20 protein-coding genes are annotated in these 20,372 nt (G+C 73.6%); 11 read left to right on the top strand and 9 right to left on the bottom strand.

The genetic code is table 11. The annotated features are described in order from the left end of the window. The first annotated feature begins 278 nt into the window (after positions 1–278). On the top strand, positions 279–1,586 hold the full coding sequence (locus ACGF07_RS05755) for a M18 family aminopeptidase (protein ID WP_392895762.1): 1,308 nt from the start codon (positions 279–281) through the stop codon (positions 1,584–1,586). Between the two features lie 87 nt (positions 1,587–1,673). On the opposite strand, the gene ACGF07_RS05750 is transcribed toward ACGF07_RS05755, so the two are convergent. Continuing rightward, entirely contained in the window at positions 1,674–3,488 is a 1,815-nt protein-coding gene (locus ACGF07_RS05750) for an NHL domain-containing thioredoxin family protein (protein ID WP_392895760.1), read from the bottom strand. 152 nt (positions 3,489–3,640) lie between these two features. Continuing rightward, positions 3,641–4,150, bottom strand: coding sequence for a GNAT family N-acetyltransferase (locus ACGF07_RS05745; protein WP_392895758.1), 510 nt, complete (start codon positions 4,148–4,150; stop codon positions 3,641–3,643). Between the two features lie 93 nt (positions 4,151–4,243). Here ACGF07_RS05745 and ACGF07_RS05740 point away from each other — a divergent pair, with 93 nt between their 5' ends. After that, positions 4,244–4,732 carry an LURP-one-related/scramblase family protein gene (locus tag ACGF07_RS05740; protein WP_392895756.1) on the top strand — a complete coding sequence of 163 codons (489 nt, stop codon included), beginning with the start codon at positions 4,244–4,246 and terminating at the stop codon, positions 4,730–4,732. Here ACGF07_RS05740 and ACGF07_RS05735 read toward each other — a convergent pair. Beyond that, positions 4,642–5,103, bottom strand: a complete 462-nt coding sequence (locus tag ACGF07_RS05735; protein ID WP_350745728.1) for a helix-turn-helix domain-containing protein — start codon at positions 5,101–5,103, stop codon at positions 4,642–4,644. The genes ACGF07_RS05740 and ACGF07_RS05735 overlap by 91 nt on opposite strands. 97 nt (positions 5,104–5,200) lie before the next feature. On the opposite strand from ACGF07_RS05735, the gene ACGF07_RS05730 reads away from it, so the two are divergent. Then, positions 5,201–6,100, top strand: a complete 900-nt coding sequence (locus ACGF07_RS05730; RefSeq protein WP_392895754.1) for an NAD(P)-dependent oxidoreductase — start codon at positions 5,201–5,203, stop codon at positions 6,098–6,100. A 23-nt stretch (positions 6,101–6,123) separates the two neighbouring features. Continuing rightward, on the top strand, positions 6,124–6,753 hold the full coding sequence (locus tag ACGF07_RS05725; protein ID WP_392895752.1) for a GNAT family N-acetyltransferase: 630 nt from the start codon (positions 6,124–6,126) through the stop codon (positions 6,751–6,753). Between the two features lie 48 nt (positions 6,754–6,801). Here ACGF07_RS05725 and ACGF07_RS05720 read toward each other — a convergent pair whose 3' ends face one another. Beyond that, entirely contained in the window at positions 6,802–7,857 is a 1,056-nt protein-coding gene (locus ACGF07_RS05720) for an aldo/keto reductase (RefSeq protein WP_392895750.1), read from the bottom strand. Between the two features lie 166 nt (positions 7,858–8,023). Between ACGF07_RS05720 and ACGF07_RS05715 the strand changes: the two genes are divergently transcribed. The 4 genes from ACGF07_RS05715 to cutA all read left to right on the top strand — a co-directional run bounded on the left by ACGF07_RS05715 (position 8,024) and on the right by cutA (position 11,595). After that, the gene (locus ACGF07_RS05715) at positions 8,024–9,031 is read left to right on the top strand and encodes a hypothetical protein (protein ID WP_392895748.1); all 1,008 of its coding nucleotides are present in this window, start codon (positions 8,024–8,026) and stop codon (positions 9,029–9,031) included. Between the two features lie 105 nt (positions 9,032–9,136). Beyond that, positions 9,137–10,135 (top strand): NAD(P)/FAD-dependent oxidoreductase, encoded by a 999-nt coding sequence (locus tag ACGF07_RS05710; RefSeq protein WP_392895746.1) that lies wholly within the window; start codon positions 9,137–9,139, stop codon positions 10,133–10,135. A gap of 38 nt (positions 10,136–10,173) precedes the next feature. After that, complete coding sequence (locus ACGF07_RS05705) at positions 10,174–11,142, top strand: class I SAM-dependent methyltransferase (RefSeq protein WP_392895744.1); 969 nt, start codon at positions 10,174–10,176, stop codon at positions 11,140–11,142. Positions 11,143–11,247: 105 nt separating this feature from the next. Then, positions 11,248–11,595 carry a divalent-cation tolerance protein CutA gene (gene cutA / locus ACGF07_RS05700; RefSeq protein ID WP_392895742.1) on the top strand — a complete coding sequence of 116 codons (348 nt, stop codon included), beginning with the start codon at positions 11,248–11,250 and terminating at the stop codon, positions 11,593–11,595. A gap of 67 nt (positions 11,596–11,662) precedes the next feature. Here the strand turns inward: cutA and metG are convergent, their stop codons facing one another. The 3 genes from metG to ACGF07_RS05685 form a co-directional block, all read right to left on the bottom strand. Beyond that, complete coding sequence (gene metG / locus ACGF07_RS05695; RefSeq protein ID WP_392895740.1) at positions 11,663–13,396, bottom strand: methionine--tRNA ligase; 1,734 nt, start codon at positions 13,394–13,396, stop codon at positions 11,663–11,665. 213 nt (positions 13,397–13,609) lie between these two features. Beyond that, positions 13,610–13,810: a DUF397 domain-containing protein gene (locus ACGF07_RS05690; RefSeq protein WP_350745680.1), complete on the bottom strand. Its 201-nt coding sequence runs from the start codon at positions 13,808–13,810 to the stop codon at positions 13,610–13,612. Then, positions 13,807–14,655 (bottom strand): helix-turn-helix transcriptional regulator, encoded by an 849-nt coding sequence (locus tag ACGF07_RS05685; RefSeq protein ID WP_350745682.1) that lies wholly within the window; start codon positions 14,653–14,655, stop codon positions 13,807–13,809. The genes ACGF07_RS05690 and ACGF07_RS05685 overlap by 4 nt, the downstream gene beginning before the upstream one ends. A 392-nt stretch (positions 14,656–15,047) precedes the next feature. Between ACGF07_RS05685 and ACGF07_RS05680 the strand changes: the two genes are divergently transcribed. Beyond that, complete coding sequence (locus ACGF07_RS05680) at positions 15,048–15,179, top strand: hypothetical protein (protein WP_350745684.1); 132 nt, start codon at positions 15,048–15,050, stop codon at positions 15,177–15,179. Between the two features lie 104 nt (positions 15,180–15,283). Here ACGF07_RS05680 and ACGF07_RS05675 read toward each other — a convergent pair whose 3' ends face one another. Then, positions 15,284–15,886 carry a GNAT family N-acetyltransferase gene (locus ACGF07_RS05675; protein WP_392895737.1) on the bottom strand — a complete coding sequence of 201 codons (603 nt, stop codon included), beginning with the start codon at positions 15,884–15,886 and terminating at the stop codon, positions 15,284–15,286. 187 nt (positions 15,887–16,073) lie between these two features. After that, a complete protein-coding gene (locus tag ACGF07_RS05670; RefSeq protein WP_392895735.1) occupies positions 16,074–17,357 on the bottom strand; it encodes an adenylosuccinate synthase in 1,284 nt (427 codons plus the stop codon). A 126-nt stretch (positions 17,358–17,483) separates the two neighbouring features. Here ACGF07_RS05670 and ACGF07_RS05665 point away from each other — a divergent pair, with 126 nt between their 5' ends. Both ACGF07_RS05665 and purF read left to right on the top strand, forming a co-directional pair. Then, positions 17,484–18,482, top strand: a complete 999-nt coding sequence (locus ACGF07_RS05665; protein ID WP_392895733.1) for a hypothetical protein — start codon at positions 17,484–17,486, stop codon at positions 18,480–18,482. Between the two features lie 290 nt (positions 18,483–18,772). After that, positions 18,773–20,356, top strand: coding sequence for an amidophosphoribosyltransferase (gene purF / locus ACGF07_RS05660; RefSeq protein WP_350745694.1), 1,584 nt, complete (start codon positions 18,773–18,775; stop codon positions 20,354–20,356). Positions 20,357–20,372 lie beyond the last annotated feature (16 nt).

The raw sequence follows: 20,372 nt of genomic DNA, 5'->3' as shown, positions 1-20,372 counted from the left end.
GGTGCGGCGGTCTCGTCCGCGGTGCCCGCCGTCCGGAGCGGCGTCAACCGGGCACGCCCCCCGGAGACTTCGCGCGCCGGCGGCCGTCCGGGCCCGGCGGAGGCACCGGTGCCGGTGGCGGCTCGGAGGACCAGGAGGTCAGGGCGGCCCACCCGCCGCCGTGTCCGGCTTCCGCACGGACCCGAGCGTCCTCATGCCATGTCCGTGTACGGGCATATGCTCAAGGGGCGAAGCCGACTCCCCATCCGGCTTCGGCCCTCCCTCGACCCAGGAGCAGTATGTCGACCGCCGCCCGCCGGGCCTTCTTCGACCGGACGCACACCGACGACCTGATCGCGTTCCTCGGCACCTCGCCGTCCCCGTACCACGCGGTCGCGAGTGCGGCCGAGCGCCTGGAGAAGGCGGGGTTCCGTCAGGTCGCCGAGACGGACGCCTGGGACGGGGCGGCCGGGGGGCGCTACCTGATCCGCGGCGGCGCGCTGATCGCCTGGTACCTGCCGGAGGGGGCCGGTCCGGAGACGCCGTTCCGCATCGTCGGCACCCACACCGACTCGCCCAACCTGCGGGTCAAGCCGCTGCCGGACACCGGCTCGGCGGGCTGGCGGCAGGTCGCGGTCGAGATCTACGGCGGGGTGCCGCTGAACACCTGGCTCGACCGCGACCTCGGGCTGTCCGGAAGACTCGCCCTCCGGGACGGAAACGAGCGGCTCGTCCAGTTGGACGAGCCGCTGCTGCGCGTGCCGCAGCTCGCCATCCACCTGGACCGCCAGGTCAACGACGGCATGAAGCTCGACCGGCAGCGCCACGTCACCCCGATCTGGGGGCTCGGCCCGGTGGACGAGGGATCGCTGATCGCCTACGTCGCCGAGCGGGCCGGGCTGGCCGTCGAGGACGTGATCGGCTGGGACCTGATGACCCACGACGTCCAGCCGCCCTCCTACCTGGGGCGCGACCAGGAACTGCTGGCCGCCCCGCGGTTGGACAACCTGCTGTCGGTGCACGCGGCCACCGCGGCGCTCGCCGCCGTCGCCACCGCTGAGGGCGCCGGCGAGCTGCCGTACATCCCGGTGCTGGCCGCCTTCGACCACGAGGAGACCGGCAGCGAGTCCGACACCGGCGCGCAGAGCCCGCTGCTCGGCAACGTCCTCGACCGGACCATCCACGCCCGCGGCGGCAGCCCGGAGGACCGGGCCCGGGCGCTGGCCGGCACCGTCTGCCTCTCCTCGGACATGGGCCACGCCGTGCACCCCAACTACACCGAGCGGCACGAGCCGGGGCACCACCCGATGCCCAACGGCGGCCCGATGCTGAAGGTCAACGTCAACAACCGCTACGCGACCGACGGCGTCGGCCGGGCGGTGTTCGCCGCCGCCTGCGAGAAGGCCGGCGTGCCGTGGCAGACCTTCGTCTCCAACAACGCCATGCCCTGCGGGACGACCATCGGCCCGATCACCGCGGCGCGACTGGGGATCCGGACGGTGGACTGCGGCATCGCGGCGCTGTCCATGCACTCGGCGCGCGAGCTGTGCGGAGCCGAGGACCCGTATCTGCTGGCGAGCGCGATCAAGGCGTTCCTGGAGGGCTGAGCAAGGCGTTCTCGGAGGGCTCGCTCCCGACGGAAGGGGCGGGGCCCGGCGTTCGTGCCGGGCCCCGCCCCTGTTCCGTCCGGTCGGTCACTCCATGCCGGCCAGGACCAGCGGCAGGCGGCGGGCGCCGTCGGCGACCAGCTTCACCGGCACGCCCCAGTCCTGCTGGTGCACGTGGCAGGCCGGGTACTCGATGTCCGGGGCGTCGTCGCAGGAGGCCGCCATCGCGGAGACGTGCAGCACGCCCTCGGTGACCCGGTCGGAGAGCACCAGCTCGCGGGAGAGGGCCGAGTCCGCCCCGGCGCCGGAGACCAGCAGCTCGGGCGGGGTGGAGCTGACCAGCAGCCGGGTGGACGGGCCGTAGCGCTCGTCGAGCTTCTGGCCGCTCGGGGCCTCGAAGACGACGTCCAGCCGGAAGACGCCGGGCGCCACCTCGGTGGCCGCGCGCTGGGTGCGGTGCGCCACGGACTCGACCTGGACGGCCTCCTCGGGCAGCCGCAGCCTGGTCAGCCGGTGCCGGGCCGACTCCACGACCACGATGTCGCCGTCCACCAGCACGGCCCCGGAGGGCTCGCGCAGGTCGGTGGCGAGGGTGGTGACCTCGCCGGTCGCCGGGTCGAAGCGGCGCAGCGCGTGGTTGTAGGTGTCCGCGACGGCGACCGAGCCGTCCGGCAGCACGGTGACGCCCAGCGGGTGCTGGAACAGCGCCTGGTCGGCGGCGCCGTCGCGGTGGCCGAAGTCGAACAGGCCGGTGCCGACGGCGGTGTGGACCGTCGCGGTTCCACGTGAAACCCAGCGGAGCGCCGAGGTCTCGGAGTCCGCCACCCAGAGCCGCTCGCCGTCCGCGGAGACCGCCAGCCCGGAGGGCTGGGCGAACCAGGCCTCCGCGACCGGGCCGTCCACCAGGCCCTCGTTGGTGGTGCCGGCCGCCACGCCGACCGTGCCGGCGGCCGGGTCGTAGGCCCACAGCTGGTGCACACCGGCCATCGCGATCCAGAGCCGGCCGTCGAACCAGGCGACGTCCCACGGCGAGGAGAGGTCCACCTCGCGGGCCGGGCCCTCGGTGGCCGAGCCCTGCCACCACTGACGGCCGGTGCCGGCCAGGGTGGTCACGCTGCCGTCGGCCAGCCGGACTCCGCGCAGCGCGTGGTTCACGGTGTCGGCGACGACCACGTCGTAGTCGTGGCCCTCCGGCAGCAGCGCGAGGCCCTGCGGCTCGCTGAACCGGGGGCTGGTGCCGTCCACCAGACCGCGCTCACCGTCGCCGATCCGGCGCACCACCGTCTCGCCGTCCTCGGCCAGTTCGACCAGCGAGTGGTGGCCGGAGTCGGCGACCAGGAAGTGGCCGGTCGCCAGCCGGACGGCCTTGCCCGGGAACTTCAGGTCCCCGGCGGTCGGCTCGGGCGCCACGTACGGGCCGTCGCCGCGGCGCAGCGTGCCCTTGGCGGCGTGCTCGGCCTCGAGCTCCTCGACCAGCCGGGCGATCGCGTGGGCGTGGCCCTCGCCGGCGTGCTGGGCGACCACGTACCCCTCCGGGTCGATCACCACCAGCGTCGGCCAGGCCCGCACCGCGTACTGCTTCCACGTCGCCAGGGCCGGGTCGTCCAGCACCGGGTGGTGCACCTCGTACCGGGCGACGGCGTCCACCACGGCCTGGTGGTCGGCCTCGTGCACGAACTTCGGCGAGTGCACCCCGACGATCACCACGGTGTCGCGGTGCTTCTCCTCCAACTCCCGCAGCTCGTCCAGGACGTGCAGACAGTTGATGCAGCAGAAGGTCCAGAAGTCCAGGATGGTGATCTTGCCCCGGAAGTCGGCGAGGGTGAGCTCCTTGCCGCCGGTGTTCAGCCAACCGCCTGCCCCGACCAGTTCGGGGGCGCGTACGCGTGCACGAGATGCCATGCCTGTATCCAACCCCATCGGTGGCGGTGGGCATTCCGGGGCGGGTGGGGAAGGGGCGAGGCGGTGGAGGTCGAGGCGGTCGGTGGCGGGTCGGCTGGGCGGTGCGGTGGGGGCCCGGGCCCGCGGGGCCTGCGGGGCGGGCGGGGCGCGGGCTACGGCCGGAGGAGGTCCGCCTGCCAGCGGATCTCGCCGTCCTGGGTGCGGGGCGTGGGGCGCAGGCCCAGGGCGCGGGCGACGCGGGCGGAGGCGTGGTGGTCGGGGTGGATGTGGGCGGTGACGGTGGTGGTGCCGAGGGCGGCCAGGTGGGCGAGGAGGGCGCGGGCGGCCTCGGTGGCGAGGCCGCGGCCCTGCCAGGGGGTGCCGACCACCCAGGCGAGTTCGGCGGCCCCGGCGCGGACGGTGGTCTGGACGTAGCCGGTCAGGGCGCCGTCGGCGCGCAGCCGCAGGACCCAGTTGCCCCACTGCTCGGCCGGGTCGGGGGAACCGGCGGCGAGCCGGGCGCAGCGGGCGCGCTGCTCCTCGGGGGTGGCCGGGCGGCCGCCGGTGAAGGCGTGCAGGGCGGGGTCGGCGAGGGCGGCGGCCAGTTCGTCGGCGTGCTCGGGGCCGATCGGCAGGAGGTCGAGGCGCTCGCTGCGGAGCGGAGCGAGGAGGTCGGGGTGCATGGCGGTATTGAACGCGGGTGCGCGCCGGTACTTCCCGCCGGGTGGGGGGTCGGGTCGAATGGGGTCCGACATCCGACGACGGAGGAGACTGTGGTGCGGTACTTGGTCAGGGAGAAGCTGTTCGCGGTCGGCGACGACTACTGGATCGAGGACGACCGGGGCGAGAAGGCGTACCTGGTCGACGGCAAGGTGCTGCGACTGCGGCACACCTTCGAGCTGAAGGACGCGCACGGCCGGGTGGTCGCGGTGGTGAAGGAGAAGATGCTCACCGTCCGCGACGCGATGCGGATCGAGGACGCCGACGGCGAGACGGTCGCGACCGTGCGGGAGAAGCTGTTCACCCCGTTCCGGGACAAGTACCTGGTGGAGCTGGCCTCGGGCGGCGAGCTGAAGATCCACGGCGACCTGATCGACAAGGACTACCGGATCGAGAACGACCACGGCGACGAGCTCGCCCGGATCTCGCGCAAGTGGTTCCGGATCCGCGACACCTACGGCGTGGAGATCGCGGACGGCGCCGACACCGGGCTGCTGCTCGCCGTCGCGGCCTGCGTGGACCACCTGGCGGCCGAGGAGGACTGAGCTTCCGGGCGCCCGTGCCCGGGCTGCACCGGGTGCGGCGCGCCGCCGAGGACGTGCTCCCGGCCCCAGGCCCCCAGCGGCGACAGCGCCGCGTTGAGGCGCCGCCCCGCCTCGGTCAGCGCGTACTCGACCCGGGGCGGCACCTCCTGGTACGCCTGCCGGTGCACGATGCCGTCCGCCTCCAGCTCGCGCAGGTGGGCGGCCAGCACCTTCTCGGTGATCCCCGGCACCAGCCGGCGCAGCTCGCCGAACCGGCAGTCCGGACGCTCGCCCAGGGCCCAGAGGATCAGCACCTTCCACTTGCCGCCGATCACGTCCATCGCGGCGTCGATCCCGCAGACGTACGAGCCCGGCCTCCGCACCGTCGCCATGCCCACCCCTTCCGACCTCGATGCTCACCCCAGGGTAACCACCCACTTCGAAGTGCGTACTTGATCGTTCCGGGAGCCGGCGCGGAGGCTGATCGGCATGACCACGAACGCAGTCGATGAAATCCGCCGGACCCCGCCGACCCCGCTGACCCTGCTCGGCCTGGGCGCGATGGGCACCGCGCTGGCCGGGGCCTGGCTCACCGCCGGGCACCCGCTGACCGTCTGGAACCGCACCGCCGCCCGCGCCGACGGCCTCGCCGTCCGCGGCGCCACCGTCGCCGCCACCGCAGCCGAGGCCGTCGCGGCCAACCGGCTGGTCGTCGTCTGCCTGCTCGACGACGCCTCCGTGGACGAGGCACTGGCCGACGTCGACCTGACCGGCAAGGACCTGGTCAACCTGATCACCAGCACCCCCGAGCAGGCCCGGGCCCGGGCCGCCTGGGCCGCGCGCCGCGGCGCCCGCTACCTGGACGGCGGGATCATGGCCGTTCCGCCGATGATCGGCGTCCCGGCGACCGGGGCGTACGTCTTCTACAGCGGCTCCGCCGACCTGTTCGAGAAGCACCGGGCGACCCTCGCCGCCCCGGCCGGCACCCGGTACGTGGGCGAGGACGCCGGGTACGCGGCGCTGCACGACGTGGCGCTGCTCAGCGCGATGTACGGGATGTTCGCCGGGGTCGCGCACGCCTTCGCCCTGGTCCGCGGCGAGGCCGTCGCGCCGGGCGACCTGGCGCCGCTGCTCAGCGACTACGTGACGGCGATGTCCGGGAGCATCGCCACGACCGCCGAGCAGTTGGAGAGCGGCGACTACACCAAGGACGTGGTGTCCAGCCTGGCGATGCAGGTCGCGGGCAAGGGCACGCTGCTGCGCACCGCCGAGGAGCAGGGGGTGAGCCCGGAACTGCTGGAGCCCTACTTCCGGCTGATGGAGCGTCGGTTGGAGATCGGCAGCGGCGAGGAGGACCTGACCGGGGTGGTCGACCTGCTGCGGCGGTGAGGGGCGGCCGGTAACGTACCGGCATGGCTGACCTTGAAGAACGCGCCAACGTCGTCGCGTCCGGCTCCCGGTGGAACGGTTCGGGGGCGGGTGTCCGACGGCGCCGCCCCGCCGACCTCGCCGACTGCGTCCGGGTGCTGGCCGACGTCCACGCCGTCGACGGCTACCCCGCCGACTGGCCCGAGCGGCCCGCCGCCTGGCTCACCCCCGACGGCCTGCTGGCCGCCTGGGTCGCCGAGGCGGAGGGCCGGATCACCGGGCACATCGGGCTCGCCCGCAGCGCGCCGGGCGACGCCGCCCCCGGTCTGTGGGGGCTGCGGACGGGCGGGCGCCCGGAGCTGACCGCGGTGATCGGCCGGCTGTACGTCGCCCCGACGGCGCGCGGCCACGGCACCGGCGCCCACCTGCTGGCGCGCGCCGTGGTGCACGCGCGGGCGCTCGGGCTGCACCCGGTGCTCGACGTACTGTCCACCGACACCGCCGCCGTGGCCCTCTACCGGCGCCTCGGCTGGACCCTGCTGGGCAGCGGCGAGCAGCGCTGGGCCTCGGGCCGTACGGTCCTCGTCCACTGCTTCGCCGCGCCGCGGGCCGAGCCCTCCCGACCGGCCGAGCCCTCCCGACCGGCCGAGCCTTCCCGAGCGGCCGAGTGCTGACCTGCCGGGCGCCGTCGCCGGCGCGGGCGCCCCGGACCGCGGGTGACGTCAGGCCGCCGAGCGCTCGGCGGTCGGGCGGCGCCGCAGGCCCGGGGTGGTGAGGGCCGGCGGCTGCCAGGCACCGTCGGCCCGGTAGAGGTCCGTGCCGGGCGGGACGACGGCGTCGATCCGGTCCAGCACGGCGTCGTCCAGGACGAGGTCGGCGCCCTCGAGGGCGGACTCCAGCTGCTCCATGGTGCGCGGGCCGATGATCACCGAGGTGACCGCCGGGTGGGCCAGCGGGAAGGCCACGGCCAGCTCGGGCAGGGTGCGGCCGAGGTCCTCGGCGAGCTCGGTGAAGGCCTCGACCGCGTCCAGCTTGGCGGCGGTGGCGGGCAGCGCCGGGTCGAAGCGGCCCGGGTTGAGGGCGGCCCGGCCGCGGCCGAGGTCGATCTCCCGGCCCTTGCGGTAGCGACCGGTGAGGAAGCCGCCGGCCAGCGGCCCCCAGGTCAGCGCGCCCATGCCGAGCCGCTGGACCACCGGCAGCACGTCCCGCTCCACCCCGCGGGCGAGCAGCGAGTACGGCGGCTGCTCGGTGCGGAAGCGCGGCAGGGCCCGGCGCTCGGCGACGTGGTGGGCGTCCGTGATCTGCTCGGCGGGGAAGGTCGAGCAGCCGAAGGCCCGGATCTTCCCGGCCCGGACGAGGTCGCCGAGGACGGCGAGGGTCTCCTCGATGTCCGTGGTGTGGTCGGGCCGGTGGATCTGGTAGAGGTCGATCCAGTCGGTGCGCAGCCGGCGCAGGCTCTCCTCGACCTCGCGGACGATCCAGCGCCGGGAGTTGCCGCCCCGGTTGCGGCCCTCGCCCATCGGGAAGTGCGCCTTGGTGGCGAGCACGACGTCGTCCCGGTCGCCGCGGGCGGCCAGCGCCTTCCCGACGATCTCCTCCGACTCGCCGGCCGAGTAGATGTCGGCGGTGTCGAGGAAGTTGATGCCCCGGTCCAGCGCGGTGCCGATGATCCGGGCGCAGTCGTCGTGGTCCGGGTTGCCGATCGCGCCGAACATCATCGTGCCGAGGCAGTAGGCGCTCACCTCGATGCCGGTGCCGCCGAGGACGCGGTAGCGCATGGTCGTGCTCCCTGGTGGTGGTGGGTCGGTGGTGCGGTGACGGGTCAGAGGCTAGGAGTTGGAGTGCGCTCCAGGGCAAGGGCGGCGCGGGATCCCTCGGGCGGGGGAGCCGGATCGTCATCCCGGCGGAGGCCGGGGTGCGGCGGCGCGGGCGAGCCTGGGGGCCATGACGGAGCGAGGGTGGGTCAACGGCGTTCGGGCGGCGGTGGGTTGGGGGATCGGTTACGCCGCGTTCGGGGTGGGCTGCGCGCTGAGCGGGACGGCGCTGTGGGGCGCCCGCTGGGCGGGGTGGCTGGTCACTGCCGTGGGCCTGGCGGCGACTGCGGCCGGGTGGGCGACTGCGGCCGAGTGGTCGGCTGCCCGGCCGCGGTCGGCGGGGTGGTCGCAGGACCGGTCGGCGCGCTGGCCGACCCGGGTGCTGTGGGTGCTGTGCGGGCTGGCCGTGCTGGCGGCCTGGAGCCTGCTGATGGACGTGGTGACGCTGGTGTTCGGGCAGGGCGTGGACAGCGTTCCGGACGCGGTGCAGAAGGTGCTGGCGGCGGCGGGGGCAGTGCTGCTGGCCGGTGCCGCCCGCTCCCTGCGGGGCCCGATCGCGGTCGGGGCGCCGCCGGCCGGTCCGTCGGGGAGTGCCGCGGTGTCGGCTCCGGCGGTCGTCCAACTCGCTTCCTGGGCAGGGACCTTGGCCTTCGTGCCGTACGTGGTGATGAAGCTGGTCTGGGCGTTCGGCGGCTCCTTCGCCGGGGTCAGCGGTGACGAGGTGTACGCCGGTTACGTGCACAACGGCTCCTCCGGGATCTGGCTGACCCTGGAGTCCTGGGGGCTGGACGGCACCGTGCTGCTGGCGGCGGTCGGGGTGTTCCTGCTGTGGGGGCTGGTCCGGCCGTGGGGGCAGGTCTTCCCGCGCTGGACCCTGCCGCTGCGCGGCCACCGGGTGCCCCGCTGGCTGCCGCTCACCCCGGCGCTGCTGGGCGCGGCCACGCTGGCGCCGTACGGGCTGGTCGGGATCGGCTACCTGGCGCTGTGCAGCGCGGGTGTGGTCGGCATCCGGCGGGGCGAGTTCGCGACGACCGCCCAGACGCTGCAGGTGGCGTGGGTGGGGGCCGGGGCCTTCGCCGGATACGGGGTGGCGCTGGCGGTGGCGGCCCGCTGGTACTGGCGGCGGACGGGCGGGTGAGCGGGACCCCGGGGCGGCTCCGGCCGGGACGGCTTTTGCTGGAGCAGCAACAAAGCTTGCCGGTTCCGTGGGCCCGGCCGCAGCCTGGCGTCGGAGGTGAACGCCATGAGCGGAACGAGGAGGACGGCGCGCCACGACGCGGTGGTGGTCGGCGCGGGCGCGGCGGGACTGAACGCGGCCCTGGTGCTGGGCCGGGCCCGGCGGCGGGTCGCGGTGGTGGACGCGGGTGAGCCGCGCAACGCCCCCGCCGCCCAGCTGCACGGCTACCTGAGCCGGGACGGCATGCCCCCGGCGGCCCTGCTGGCGGTCGGGCGCGAGGAGGTCGCCCGGTACGGGGTGGAGCTGATCGACGGGCGGGTCGAGCACATCGAGCCCGCCGGGGAGGCCGGGCCCGGCTTCGCGGTGCACCTGGCCGGCGGGCCGGTGCTGCACGCCCGCCGGGTGGTCGTGGCCAGCGGGCTGCGCGACGGACTGCCGGAGCTGCCGGGCCTGGCCGAGCGGTGGGGCCGCGACGTGCTGCACTGCCCGTACTGCCACGGCTGGGAGGTCCGCGACCGCCCGCTCGGCGTGCTCGGCACCGATCCGGGGTCCGTCGACCAGGCGCTGCTGCTGCGGCAGTGGTCCGCGGACGTGGTGCTGCTCGCGCACTCCCTGGCGCTGACCGGCGCCGACCGCGAGCGGCTCGCCGCCCGGGGCGTCCGGGTGGTCGAGGGCAGGGTCGTCCGGCTGGTCGCCGACGCCGACGCCGACGCCGACGCCGACGCCGACGGCGGACGGCTGCGCGGCGTCGAGCTCGCCGACGGACGGGTGGTCCCGCGCGAGGCGGTATTCGTCTTCCCCCGGCCGGCGCCCCGGGACGCGCTGCTGTCCGGCCTCGGCTGCGCGCGGGACGACCACGGCTGGGTCACCACCGACCGGACGGGCCGCACCAGCGTGCCCGGCGTCTGGGCGGTCGGCAACGTCGCCGACCCGCGCGCCCAGCTTGTCACCGCCGCCGGGGCGGGCGCCGCGGCCGCCTTCGCGCTGAACCACGACCTGGTGGCGGAGGAGGTCGAGCGGTCGGTCGCCCGACACCGCGCGTCCGGCGCCGCCGTACCCGCCTGAGCGGGAAGCTTTCGTCAACCCACCACAGGAGAAGCCCCGTGTCCTCGCACCAGCCGAACCAGCAGAACCAGCAGAACCAGCAGAACCAGCAGAACCAGCACCAGCAGCACCAGCCCGCCCACGCCCACGCCCACGCCCACGGCCACGCGCACGCGCACGGCCACGGCCACGCCCCCGCCGCCGACCTCGACTGGGACGCCCTCGCCGCCTACCTGGAACAGGAGGCCGACCTGCGCGCCGGAGCCGTCACCGAGGCCGCGCGCTGGCTGGCCGGCCTGGCCGGCGAGGGCGCCGTCCGCAGGGTCCTCGACGTCGGCAGCGGCCCCGGGGTGATCGCCGGGATGCTCGCCGACGCCTTCCCGGCGGCCGAGGTGGTCGCCGTCGACCAGTCGCCCGCCCTGCTGGAACGCGCCCGAACCCGCTCCGGCGGCCGACTGCGCACCCAACAGGCCGACCTGCCCGCCGAGTTCGGCAAGCTCGGGGAGGCCGACCTGATCTGGTCCGGTAACGCGATCCACCACCTCGGCGACCAGCAGGCCGCGCTCACCGCCCTCGGCGAGCGACTGCGCCCCGGCGGCCTGCTCGCCGTCGCCGAGAGCGGTCTGCCGCCGCGCTTCCTGCCCCGGGACTTCGGTCTCGGCCGGCCTGGCTTCCAGGCCCGGCTGGACGCGGCCCACGAGGACGGCTTCAGCGCGATGCGTGCCGAACTGCCCGACGCCACCGAGGAGGTCGAGGACTGGCCGGCCATGCTGCGCCGGGCCGGACTCACCCCCAGCGGCACCCGCACCTTCCTGGTCGACCACCCGGCGCCGCTCGCCCGCCCCGTCCGCGAGTACCTGCACGCCCAGCTGGACCGCCGCCGTGACCAACTGGCCGAGGTGCTCACCGCGGAGGACCGCGCCACCCTGGACGCGCTGCTCGACGAGGACGCGCCCACCGGCATCCTCAACCGTCCGGACGCCTTCTACCTCTCGGCGATGACCGTCCACACCGCCCGCAGGCCCTGACCTGGCCCCGGGCCGCCACCCGAGCCGCCCCGCCGCCGCGCTTCCGAGGCCGCGGCGGCGGGGCTCCGGGACACCGTCGGGACACCGCCGGGATACCGTCGGCGCATGACAGCGAACGACAGCACAGCGGACCGGCCGGGCTTCGTCGTGGTGACCACCACCCACGGGAGCGAGGAGCAGGCCCGGGCGCTGGCCGCCGCCGTGGTGCGGGAGCGCCTGGCGGCCTGCGCCCAGGTGTACCCCGTCCGGTCGGTGTACTGGTGGGAAGGCGAGGTGCAGGACGCCGAGGAGTGGCGGATCGACCTCAAGACCCGGGCCGAACTCGCCGACCGCCTGGCCGGGTTCGTCGCCGGGCGGCACTCGTACGAGACGCCCGAGGTGGTCGCCGTGCCGGTGGTGTCCGGCAGCCCCGGCTACCTGGCCTGGGTGGCGGCGGAGACGGCGGCCGGGTAGCGCCCGGGCTCCCCGCCGCCGTACGGACCGCCCCGCCGCGCCCGGCGCGCCCCCCCTGCCGGAACGGCTAGCCCTCCGTGCCGCCGAAGCGCTCCGTCCAGGCCGCCAGGTCGTCATCCGTGATCTTGGCGAACAGCACCGGCGGCACCGTGAACGGCGTCCCGGCCGGGACCAGGTCCAGGGAGCGGGCCTCCTGCGCGCCGACCCAGCTGCGGGTGGCCGCCGGGGAGTCGCCGGGCACGGCGAAGGCGCCGCGCATCGCCGCCGCAGCGGTCGGGATGAAGGGCGCGGAGACCACCGCGTACAGGTGGATCAGGTTCATCGCCGTCCGCAGGGTCAGCGCCGCCGCCTCCGGGTCGGTCTTCACCTGGAGCCAGGGGGCCTTCTCGTCCAGGTAGGCGTTGCCGGCGCTCCAGAGCGCGCGCAGGGCCTGCGCCGCCTTGCGGAAGTTGAGCCCGTCCAGCTGGGCCTCGTACTCGGCCAGCAGGGCGGCGGTCTGCTCGCCGAGGCGCTGCTCGGCCTCGCCCGCCGGGTGGCCGCCGGGGACGTCGTCGCCGAAGCGCTTGCGGCTGAAGGACAGCACCCGGTTGACGAAGTTCCCGAGGGTGTCGGCGAGGTCCTTGTTGACCACCGCGGCGAAGAGGTCCCAGGTGAAGCTGGAGTCGTCCGACTCGGGCGCGTGCGCCATCATGAAGTAGCGCCAGTAGTCGGCCGGCAGCAGTTCGAGCGCGACGTCGCTGAAGATGCCGCGCTTCTGGCTGGTGGAGAACTTCCCGCCGTAGTACGTCAGCCAGTTGAAGGCCTTGACGTAGTCGACCTTCTTCCACGGGCGGCGCGAGCCGAGGATGGTGGCCGGGAACATCACGGTGTGGAACGGGACGTTGTCCTTGCCCATGAACTCGGTGTAGCGGACGGTCTCGTCGGCCTCGTACCACCAGGACTTCCAGTCCCGCGACTGCCCGGCCGGGGCCGCGTCCGCCCACTCCTTGGTGGCGCCGATGTACTCGATCGGGGCGTCGAACCAGACGTAGAAGACCTTGCCCTCGGCGGCGAGTTCGGGCCAGACGTCGGCCGGCACCGGGACGCCCCACTCGAGGTCGCGGGTGATCGCGCGGTCCTGCAGGCCCTCGGTCAGCCACTTGCGGGCGATCGAGGAGGCCAGCACCGGCCAGTCGTCGGCGTGGCCGGCGACCCACCGCTCGACGTCCTCGGTCAGCTTCGACTGGAGCAGGAACAGGTGGCGGGTCTCCCGGACCTCCAGGTCGGAGCTGCCGCTGATGGCCGAGCGCGGCTCCAGCAGGTCCGTCGGGTCCAGCACCCGGGTGCAGTTCTCGCACTGGTCGCCGCGCGCCTTGTCGTAGCCGCAGTGCGGGCAGGTGCCGACGATGTAGCGGTCCGGGAGGAAGCGGCCGTCGGCGTTGGAGTACACCTGGCGGATCGAGCGCTCCTCGATGAAGCCGTTGCGGTGCAGCTCGCGGGCGATCTCCTGGGTGATCTCCCGGTTCTGCGGCGAGGAGCTGCGGCCGAAGTGGTCGAAGGACAGCCCGAAGCCGTCGTAGACCGCCTTCTGGGCGTCGTGGGCCCGGGCGCAGAACTCGGCGACCGGGAGTCCGGCCTCCTGCGCGGCCAGCTCGGCGGGCGTGCCGTGCTCGTCGGTGGCGCAGATGTAGAGCACCTCGTGGCCGCGCTGTCGCAGGTAGCGGGAGTAGACGTCCGCCGGGAGCATGGACCCGACCATGTTGCCCAGGTGCTTGATCCCGTTGATGTACGGAAGGGCGCTGGTGATCAGGTGCCGAGCCATCCTCGGATGCTCCGATTTCTCCCGCACGCGCACCCCACCCGGAGTGCTGTGCCAGGCGCAGGGGTCCACTGTGGGCTGCCAAGCCTACCGCCGACGGGCTCGAGCACGGGCCGCGGCGTACGGGGCCGGGCGGTGCAGGAGGGCGCTGGGTACGCGATGGGGCGGCGCGGCGTACGGGGCCGGGCGGCGCGGCGTACGGGCGGCGCGCGGGTCTCACAGCCGGGTGACGTCGGCGTACCGGTCGAACTCCCCGGCCTTCACCCCGCGGACGAACGCCGCCCACCGGCGCGGAGTGGTCCGGACGATGATCTCGGGCCGGTCGGACTCCCGGATCTCCACCAGTCCGCCGGCGGCTCTGACCTCGACGCAGTCGGTACTCTCGCCGCTGGCGGACGCTTTGTGCCACGCACTCATGCGAAGTCTTTCAGCAGGGTCCGGATGAAGTCCCGGGATTCGTCCGGGTCGAGCGCGATCGCCGCGGTCTTCTCCTTGATCCGGCGGTAGGAGGCCAATTCCTCTTCACTGTGCACGAATTTCGGCCCGTGGGAGAGGTCGATCTGGACGGTGTCCAGTTCCGGAACCGGCCCCCGGGCGAGGTACAGGCTCTCGCCGGAGCCGGTGTAGGTGGGGACGCTGAACGGGATCACCCGGATTTCCACGCCCGGCCGTTCGGAATTCTCCAGCAGGCTCCCCAACTGCTCGCGCAGCACTTCCGGTCCGCCGAACTGCATTCGCAGCGCGGATTCGTGCAGGATCGCGCTGTAGGGCTTCGGCCGGTCGACGAAGATCTGCTGGCGCCGGATCCGGAACGCCATCCGGACCTCCGCCTCCTGGCGGGCCTGCGGGGGGAGGCGCTCGAAGACCGCGCTCGCGTACGCCGGCGTCTGCAGCAGCCCGGGGATGAAGGTGCTGTTCAGGATGGACAGCGACTCCGCGTGGTGCTCCATCTCGGCGATGTCGACGATCCCGCTGGGCATCCGGCCCCGGTAGCCGTCCCACCAGTACTTGCGGCGGTCCTGGGTCATGGCGATCAGGGCGTCCAGGTAAGGGCCGTCGGGGCAGCCGCAGACGCGCGCCCAGGTCCGCAGCCGTTCGGCGCTGATGCCCGACTTCCCGTTCTCCATCTGGGAGATCTTGGGCAGGTCGGTGCCGATGGTGGCGGCCAGGGTCTTGGGCGTCACGCCCACGCGTTCGCGCATCTTGCGCAGCTCGATCCCGAGCCGCTGCTGGCGCACGGTCGGCGACAAGCGGGGTGGCATGACTCTCTTCTCCGGATCGCGGCTGACGGTCGATGCTTCCGGTGAAGTGTGCCGTGATGCACGGGTACTGGCCAGCGAAATGGGAGATACCCCACGATGGAGTGAACGTTCACTCCCTCAGTAGCAACTCTGGCACCCTGACTCTATGGTCATCCGTGTCACACACTGACTTGTTGTCGCCTAAACAGTCGCCAAGTCGCCTTTCAGCCCTGCCAAACAGCCGCAATGACACGTCAGGTGCATGGCCAGGGCGTTCGGCATCACCGACCGGAGACAGCCGTGCCCCTTCCCTCGCCTCTCCGCCTTCCACGCCTCCTTCCCGACCGGGTGTGCGGCCCGCGACTTCCCCGCCGGAATTCGCCGAACCGGTGAATGCCCTTTTCGTCGCCGGTTTGTCCGCGCTCCTCCTCGCCGTGCTCTTCGTCGGCTGGCTGGTGTGGCTGGTCAACGTGCAGCCCCGCGAACCGCGTCCCGCGAAGCGGGAGTTCGCCCCCCGCCATTCCGCCGCCGGCGAGCGGAAGTAGCAGGGCCGACGGGCCGGGGCGGGGCCGGTGCCCGGCGGACGCGGGGCCGGCTGACGCGGGGCCCGGTGCCCGCGGAGGGCGGCCCCGGGCCGGAGCGGGACCGGTCAGCCGCGCGAGAGACGTTCCACCAGACGGGACTTGGCGGGCGGCCACTCGTCGGCGAGCATCGAGAAGTAGGCGCTGTCGCGCCAGCTGCCGGTGGGGCGGAGCCGGTGCCGGCGGAAGACGCCCTCGAACTGGGCGCCGAGCCGCTGGATCGCCGCGCGGGAGCGCTCGTTGAGGGCGTCGGTCTTCCAGAAGACGCGGCCCATGCCCAGGTCCTCGAAGGCGTGGGTGAGCAGCAGCAGCTTGGACTCGGTGTTGACCGCCGTGCGCCAGGCCGAGCGGGCGTACAGGGTGCCGCCGATCTCCACGGACTCGTCCTCGGCGCTGTAGTCGTGGTACCCGGTCATGCCGACGGCGGTGCCGCTCGCGAGGTCCACGGCGGCGAAGTGCACGGACTCCCCCCGGGCCGCCTCGGCGACGCGGGCGTCGAGGATCGCGCCGAGCTCCTCCTCGGAGCCGGGCGGGAGGGACATGGTCCAGCGCCAGACCTCGGGGTCGGAGCCGACGGTGGCCCAGAGGTCGGCGGCGTGGCGGCGCTCCAGCGGCTCCAGGCGGATGTGGCGGCCGGTGAGGGTGACGGGCGTGGGCAGCTTCGCGGTCATGATCCGAACGTAGCGCGCCACTGCACTAGATGCAATGGAGGTCTGCACTAGTGCAAACGGTTGGGGTGGGGCCCGGACACGGCGAAGGGCCCCGCGGACGTCGTGTCCGCAGGGCCCCTCGAAGTGCCCGGTCGGCGCGCAGTCGGCGCCGGACCGGCGCTCGGCCGACCTCGGCCGGGCGTCCGGCTCAGATGAACGAGTTGATCTGGATCGTCTCGTCCCGGCCCGGGCCGACGCCGATGGCGGAGATCGGCGCGCCGGACATCTCCTCCAGGGCCTTCACGTACGCCTGGGCGTTCTTGGGCAGCTCGGCGAAGGTCTTCGCCTTGCTGATGTCCTCGCTCCAGCCCGGCAGGGTCTCGTAGATCGGCTTGGCGTGGTGGAAGTCGGACTGGTTGTAGGGGAGTTCCTCGACCCGCTTGCCGTCGATCTCGTACGCGACGCAGACCGGGATCTGCTCCCAGCCGGTCAGCACGTCGAGCTTGGTCAGGAAGAAGTCGGTGAGGCCGTTGACCCGGGTCGCGTAGCGCGCGATCACGGCGTCGAACCAGCCGCAGCGGCGGTCGCGGCCGGTGGTGACGCCGCGCTCGCCGCCGATGCGGCGCAGCGCCTCGCCGTCCTCGTCGAACAGCTCGGTCGGGAACGGGCCGGAGCCGACGCGGGTGGTGTAGGCCTTGAGGATGCCGATGACCCGGTCGATCTTGGTGGGGCCGATGCCGGCGCCGGTGCAGGCGCCGCCCGCGGTCGGGTTCGACGAGGTCACGAAGGGGTACGTGCCGTGGTCGACGTCGAGCAGGGTGCCCTGGCCGCCCTCCAGCAGGACGACCTTGTTCGCCTTGAGCGCCTTGTCCAGGACGAGGGTGGTGTCGGCCAGGAAGGGCTTGATCTTCTCCGCGTAGCCCAGGTACTCCTCGACCACCAGGTCGGCCGGGATGGTGCGGCGGTTGTACAGCTTGACCAGGATCTGGTTCTTGTCGTGCAGCGCCGCCTCGATCTTCTGGCGCAGGATCGACTCGTCGAACAGGTCCTGGACCCGGATGCCGACGCGGTTGATCTTGTCCGCGTAGGTCGGGCCGATGCCGCGGCCGGTGGTGCCGATCCGGCGCTTGCCGAGGAAGCGCTCGGTGACCTTGTCCAGGGTGCGGTGGTACGGGGTGATCAGGTGGGCGTTGCCCGAGACCAGCAGCTTGGAGGTGTCGATGCCGCGCTCGTTCAGGCCGCTGAGCTCGGAGAGCAGCACGGCCGGGTCGATCACGACGCCGTTGCCGATCACCGGCGTGACGTTCGGGCTGAGGATGCCGGAGGGGAGCAGGTGCAGGGCGTACTTCTGGTCACCGATGACCACCGTGTGACCGGCGTTGTTGCCGCCCTGGTAGCGGACGACGTAGTCGACGGAGCCGCCGAGGAGGTCGGTGGCCTTCCCCTTGCCCTCGTCCCCCCACTGAGCGCCAACGAGCACGAGTGCCGGCACAGGCGTACACCCCTTCCGGTTGGGGCATCCTGCGTAGGCCGCTGTCTGCCCCGAGATAGACGAAGCCCCTGGCGCTACGGCGCAAGGGGCTCTTGCACCGAGAGATTACCTGAGGAAGGACCGGTCGTGTCGTCCCTGTCCACGCCTGCAACCAGCGGCCCCGAGCCGATCCTGCTGCTCCTCGACCCGATGGCCCGGCAGACCGACGGCGAGTCGGTGCGGATCGCGAAGGACGTGCTCTGCGGGGGGACGGACGTGAAGGTGGCCTACCCGGAGAGCCCGTCCGAACTCGACCGGGTGCTTTCGCACCGGGGGCGGCGGCGACCGGTGGTGATCGGTTCCGACCTGGCCCTCCAGCGCGTGCTGCAGGCCCTGCACCGCCACCGTGAGCTGGGCGCGGATCCGGTGGGCATGGTTCCGGTCGGGCGGGCCGAGGACCTCGCGACGGCCCGGGCGCTCGGCGTGCCGGGGGAGCCGGTGCGGGCCGCGCGGGCGGTGCTCACGGGCGCGCCCCGCACCTTCGACCTGCTGGTGGACGACGGCGGCGGGGTGGCCCTCGCGGGAGTGCGGATCACCGGGGCCGGCACCCGCCGCATGGGGGGCCGTTCGGGGGGCTGGCGTTCGCTATGGGCGAAATTGGCTGCGGCCGAGCAGGGGAACGCACTCACGGCCGAGGCTGTCGACCACAGCCCGCGGGTCCGGGTCGAGGCGGACGGCCGGCTGCTCGCGGACGTGCACCGGCCGGTCCGGCTGGTCCAGCTGAGCCTGCGCTGCGGCCGGGGCGTCGTCGGCGGCGGGGACGGCGGCCCGATCGGCGCCGTGGACGGCGCTGAGGACGGCGGCGCGATCACCGGCGTGAACGGCGCGATCACCGGCCCGAACGGCGCGATCAACGGCGTGGGCGGCGGCGGGAAGGGCGCGGCCCACGCCCCGGCGGACGGCGCGGGCGTCCTGGAGGTGGTGGTCCGGGCGTCCGGCGCGCTCGTGCGCGCCCGGGCGGCGAGCGTCTCGGTGGTGGGGCGCGGCTTCGGCTACGAGGCGGACGGCCACCAGGTCGGCCCGGTCCGGGCCAGGACCTGGACGGTGCACCCGGGCTCCTGGGGCCTGCTGCTGCCGGCCGCCTGACGGGGACGGCCCGCGACGGCGGGGGACCCCCGCGTGAACCCGGGCCGAACCCCGGGTGAGCAGGCTCACGTTCGCCTCCGCCCGGCAACCGGCCCGCCGGGCACGGAACCGCGCACCGGACTCCCCAACAGGCGCGAACCACAAGGCCAACCGAGACCGGCCGGAATTCCCCCCGGCTGAAATCCCCAGCCCGTAAGGGGTTTTGTCTACGCGCGTTACTCCCTCGCGGTCGGACGAACCGGCAGCCGGAGGTTCCGGAAGCCTGTGCCAACTGCCCTAGACTCGAAGGCGTGCCACGTGGTGACGGAAGACTCAACCACGATCTTCTTCCCGGTGAGAAAGGCCCCCAGGACGCGTGTGGCGTCTTCGGTGTCTGGGCTCCCGGCGAGGAGGTCGCCAAGCTCACGTTCTTCGGCCTTTACGCCCTGCAGCACCGCGGTCAGGAATCCGCGGGCATCGCAGTGAGCAACGGCTCCCAGATTCTCGTCTTCAAGGACATGGGACTCGTCTCCCAGGTCTTCGACGAGGCCTCGCTGGGGTCGTTGCACGGGCATATCGCCGTCGGACACGCCCGCTACTCGACCACCGGTTCCTCGGTCTGGGAGAACGCCCAGCCGACCTTCCGGGCGACCGTGCACGGTTCGCTGGCCCTCGGCCACAACGGAAACCTGGTGAACACCGCCGAACTGGCGGCCATGGTCGCCGAACTGCCCGGCGAGGAGCACGTCTCCCGCTCCGGGCGGACCGCCGCGACCAACGACACCGACCTGGTGACCGCGCTGCTGGCCGGACACCCGGACCTCTCCATCGAGGAGACGGCCAAGGTCGTGCTGCCCAAGGTCAAGGGCGCCTTCTCGCTCGTCTTCATGGACGAGCACACCCTCTACGCCGCCCGCGACCCGCAGGGCATCCGCCCGCTGGTGCTCGGCCGGCTGGAGCGCGGCTGGGTGGTCGCCTCCGAGACGGCGGCGCTCGACATCGTCGGCGCCTCCTTCATCCGCGAGGTCGAGCCCGGCGAGCTGATCGCCATCGACGAGAACGGCCTGCGTACCTCCCGGTTCGCCGAGGCCAAGCCCAAGGGCTGCGTCTTCGAGTACGTGTACCTGGCCCGCCCCGACACCTCCATCGCCGGCCGCAACGTGCACCTCTCCCGCGTGGAGATGGGCCGCCGCCTGGCGCAGGAGGCCCCGGTCGAGGCGGACCTGGTGATAGCGACCCCCGAGTCCGGGACCCCGGCGGCGATCGGCTACGCCGAGGCCAGCGGCATCCCGTACGGCTCCGGCCTGGTGAAGAACGCCTACGTGGGCCGCACGTTCATCCAGCCCAGCCAGACCATCCGCCAACTCGGCATCCGGCTCAAGCTGAACCCGCTGCGCGAGGTCATCGCCGGCAAGCGCCTGGTGGTCGTGGACGACTCGATCGTGCGCGGCAACACCCAGCGCGCGCTGGTGAAGATGCTGCGCGAGGCCGGCGCGGCCGAGGTGCACATCCGGATCTCCTCGCCGCCGGTGAAGTGGCCCTGCTTCTTCGGCATCGACTTCGCCACCCGCGCGGAGCTGATCGCCAACGGGATGACCATCGAGGAGATCGGCCGCACCCTCGGTGCGGACTCGCTCGCCTACATCTCGATCGACGGCATGATCGAGGCGACCAAGCAGCCCAAGGACAGGCTCTGCCGGGCCTGCTTCGACGGCGAGTACCCGATGGAGCTGCCGGACCCGGCGCTCCTCGGCAAGCTCCTGCTGGAGGCCGAGATCAAGGGCGGCCAGCAGCAGCCCGCCGTCCGCGGCAAGCCGACCAGCGGCAGCGACCTGGACGGCGTCCAGTCGCTGCTCGGCGGGGCGGGCGCGGCCGACGCGCTGCGCAGGCCGTAAGAGCTCCCACGGTGGG

Origin of the sequence: Kitasatospora sp. NPDC048194 (genome assembly GCF_043202455.1) — a bacterium.
In the GTDB taxonomy this organism is placed as follows: Bacteria; Actinomycetota; Actinomycetes; order Streptomycetales; family Streptomycetaceae; genus Kitasatospora.
The sequence above is the reverse complement of the archived record's forward strand: the minus strand, read 5'-3'. Positions and strand labels throughout refer to the sequence as shown.

Bases quoted from the DNA above. Each gene is read 5' to 3' on its own strand.
- ACGF07_RS05710 (WP_392895746.1), top strand. From the start codon at position 9,137: ATGAGCGGAACGAGGAGGACGGCGCGCCACGACGCGGTGGTGGTCGGC.
- ACGF07_RS05725 (WP_392895752.1), top strand. From the start codon at position 6,124: ATGGCTGACCTTGAAGAACGCGCCAACGTCGTCGCGTCCGGCTCCCGG.
- metG (WP_392895740.1), bottom strand. From the start codon at position 13,396: ATGGCTCGGCACCTGATCACCAGCGCCCTTCCGTACATCAACGGGATC.
- ACGF07_RS05755 (WP_392895762.1), top strand. From the start codon at position 279: ATGTCGACCGCCGCCCGCCGGGCCTTCTTCGACCGGACGCACACCGAC.
- ACGF07_RS05745 (WP_392895758.1), bottom strand. From the start codon at position 4,150: ATGCACCCCGACCTCCTCGCTCCGCTCCGCAGCGAGCGCCTCGACCTC.
- ACGF07_RS05730 (WP_392895754.1), top strand. From the start codon at position 5,201: ATGACCACGAACGCAGTCGATGAAATCCGCCGGACCCCGCCGACCCCG.
- cutA (WP_392895742.1), top strand. From the start codon at position 11,248: ATGACAGCGAACGACAGCACAGCGGACCGGCCGGGCTTCGTCGTGGTG.
- ACGF07_RS05715 (WP_392895748.1), top strand. From the start codon at position 8,024: ATGACGGAGCGAGGGTGGGTCAACGGCGTTCGGGCGGCGGTGGGTTGG.
- ACGF07_RS05685 (WP_350745682.1), bottom strand. From the start codon at position 14,655: ATGCCACCCCGCTTGTCGCCGACCGTGCGCCAGCAGCGGCTCGGGATC.
- ACGF07_RS05720 (WP_392895750.1), bottom strand. From the start codon at position 7,857: ATGCGCTACCGCGTCCTCGGCGGCACCGGCATCGAGGTGAGCGCCTAC.
- ACGF07_RS05750 (WP_392895760.1), bottom strand. From the start codon at position 3,488: ATGGCATCTCGTGCACGCGTACGCGCCCCCGAACTGGTCGGGGCAGGC.
- ACGF07_RS05690 (WP_350745680.1), bottom strand. From the start codon at position 13,810: ATGAGTGCGTGGCACAAAGCGTCCGCCAGCGGCGAGAGTACCGACTGC.
- ACGF07_RS05675 (WP_392895737.1), bottom strand. From the start codon at position 15,886: ATGACCGCGAAGCTGCCCACGCCCGTCACCCTCACCGGCCGCCACATC.
- ACGF07_RS05735 (WP_350745728.1), bottom strand. From the start codon at position 5,103: ATGGCGACGGTGCGGAGGCCGGGCTCGTACGTCTGCGGGATCGACGCC.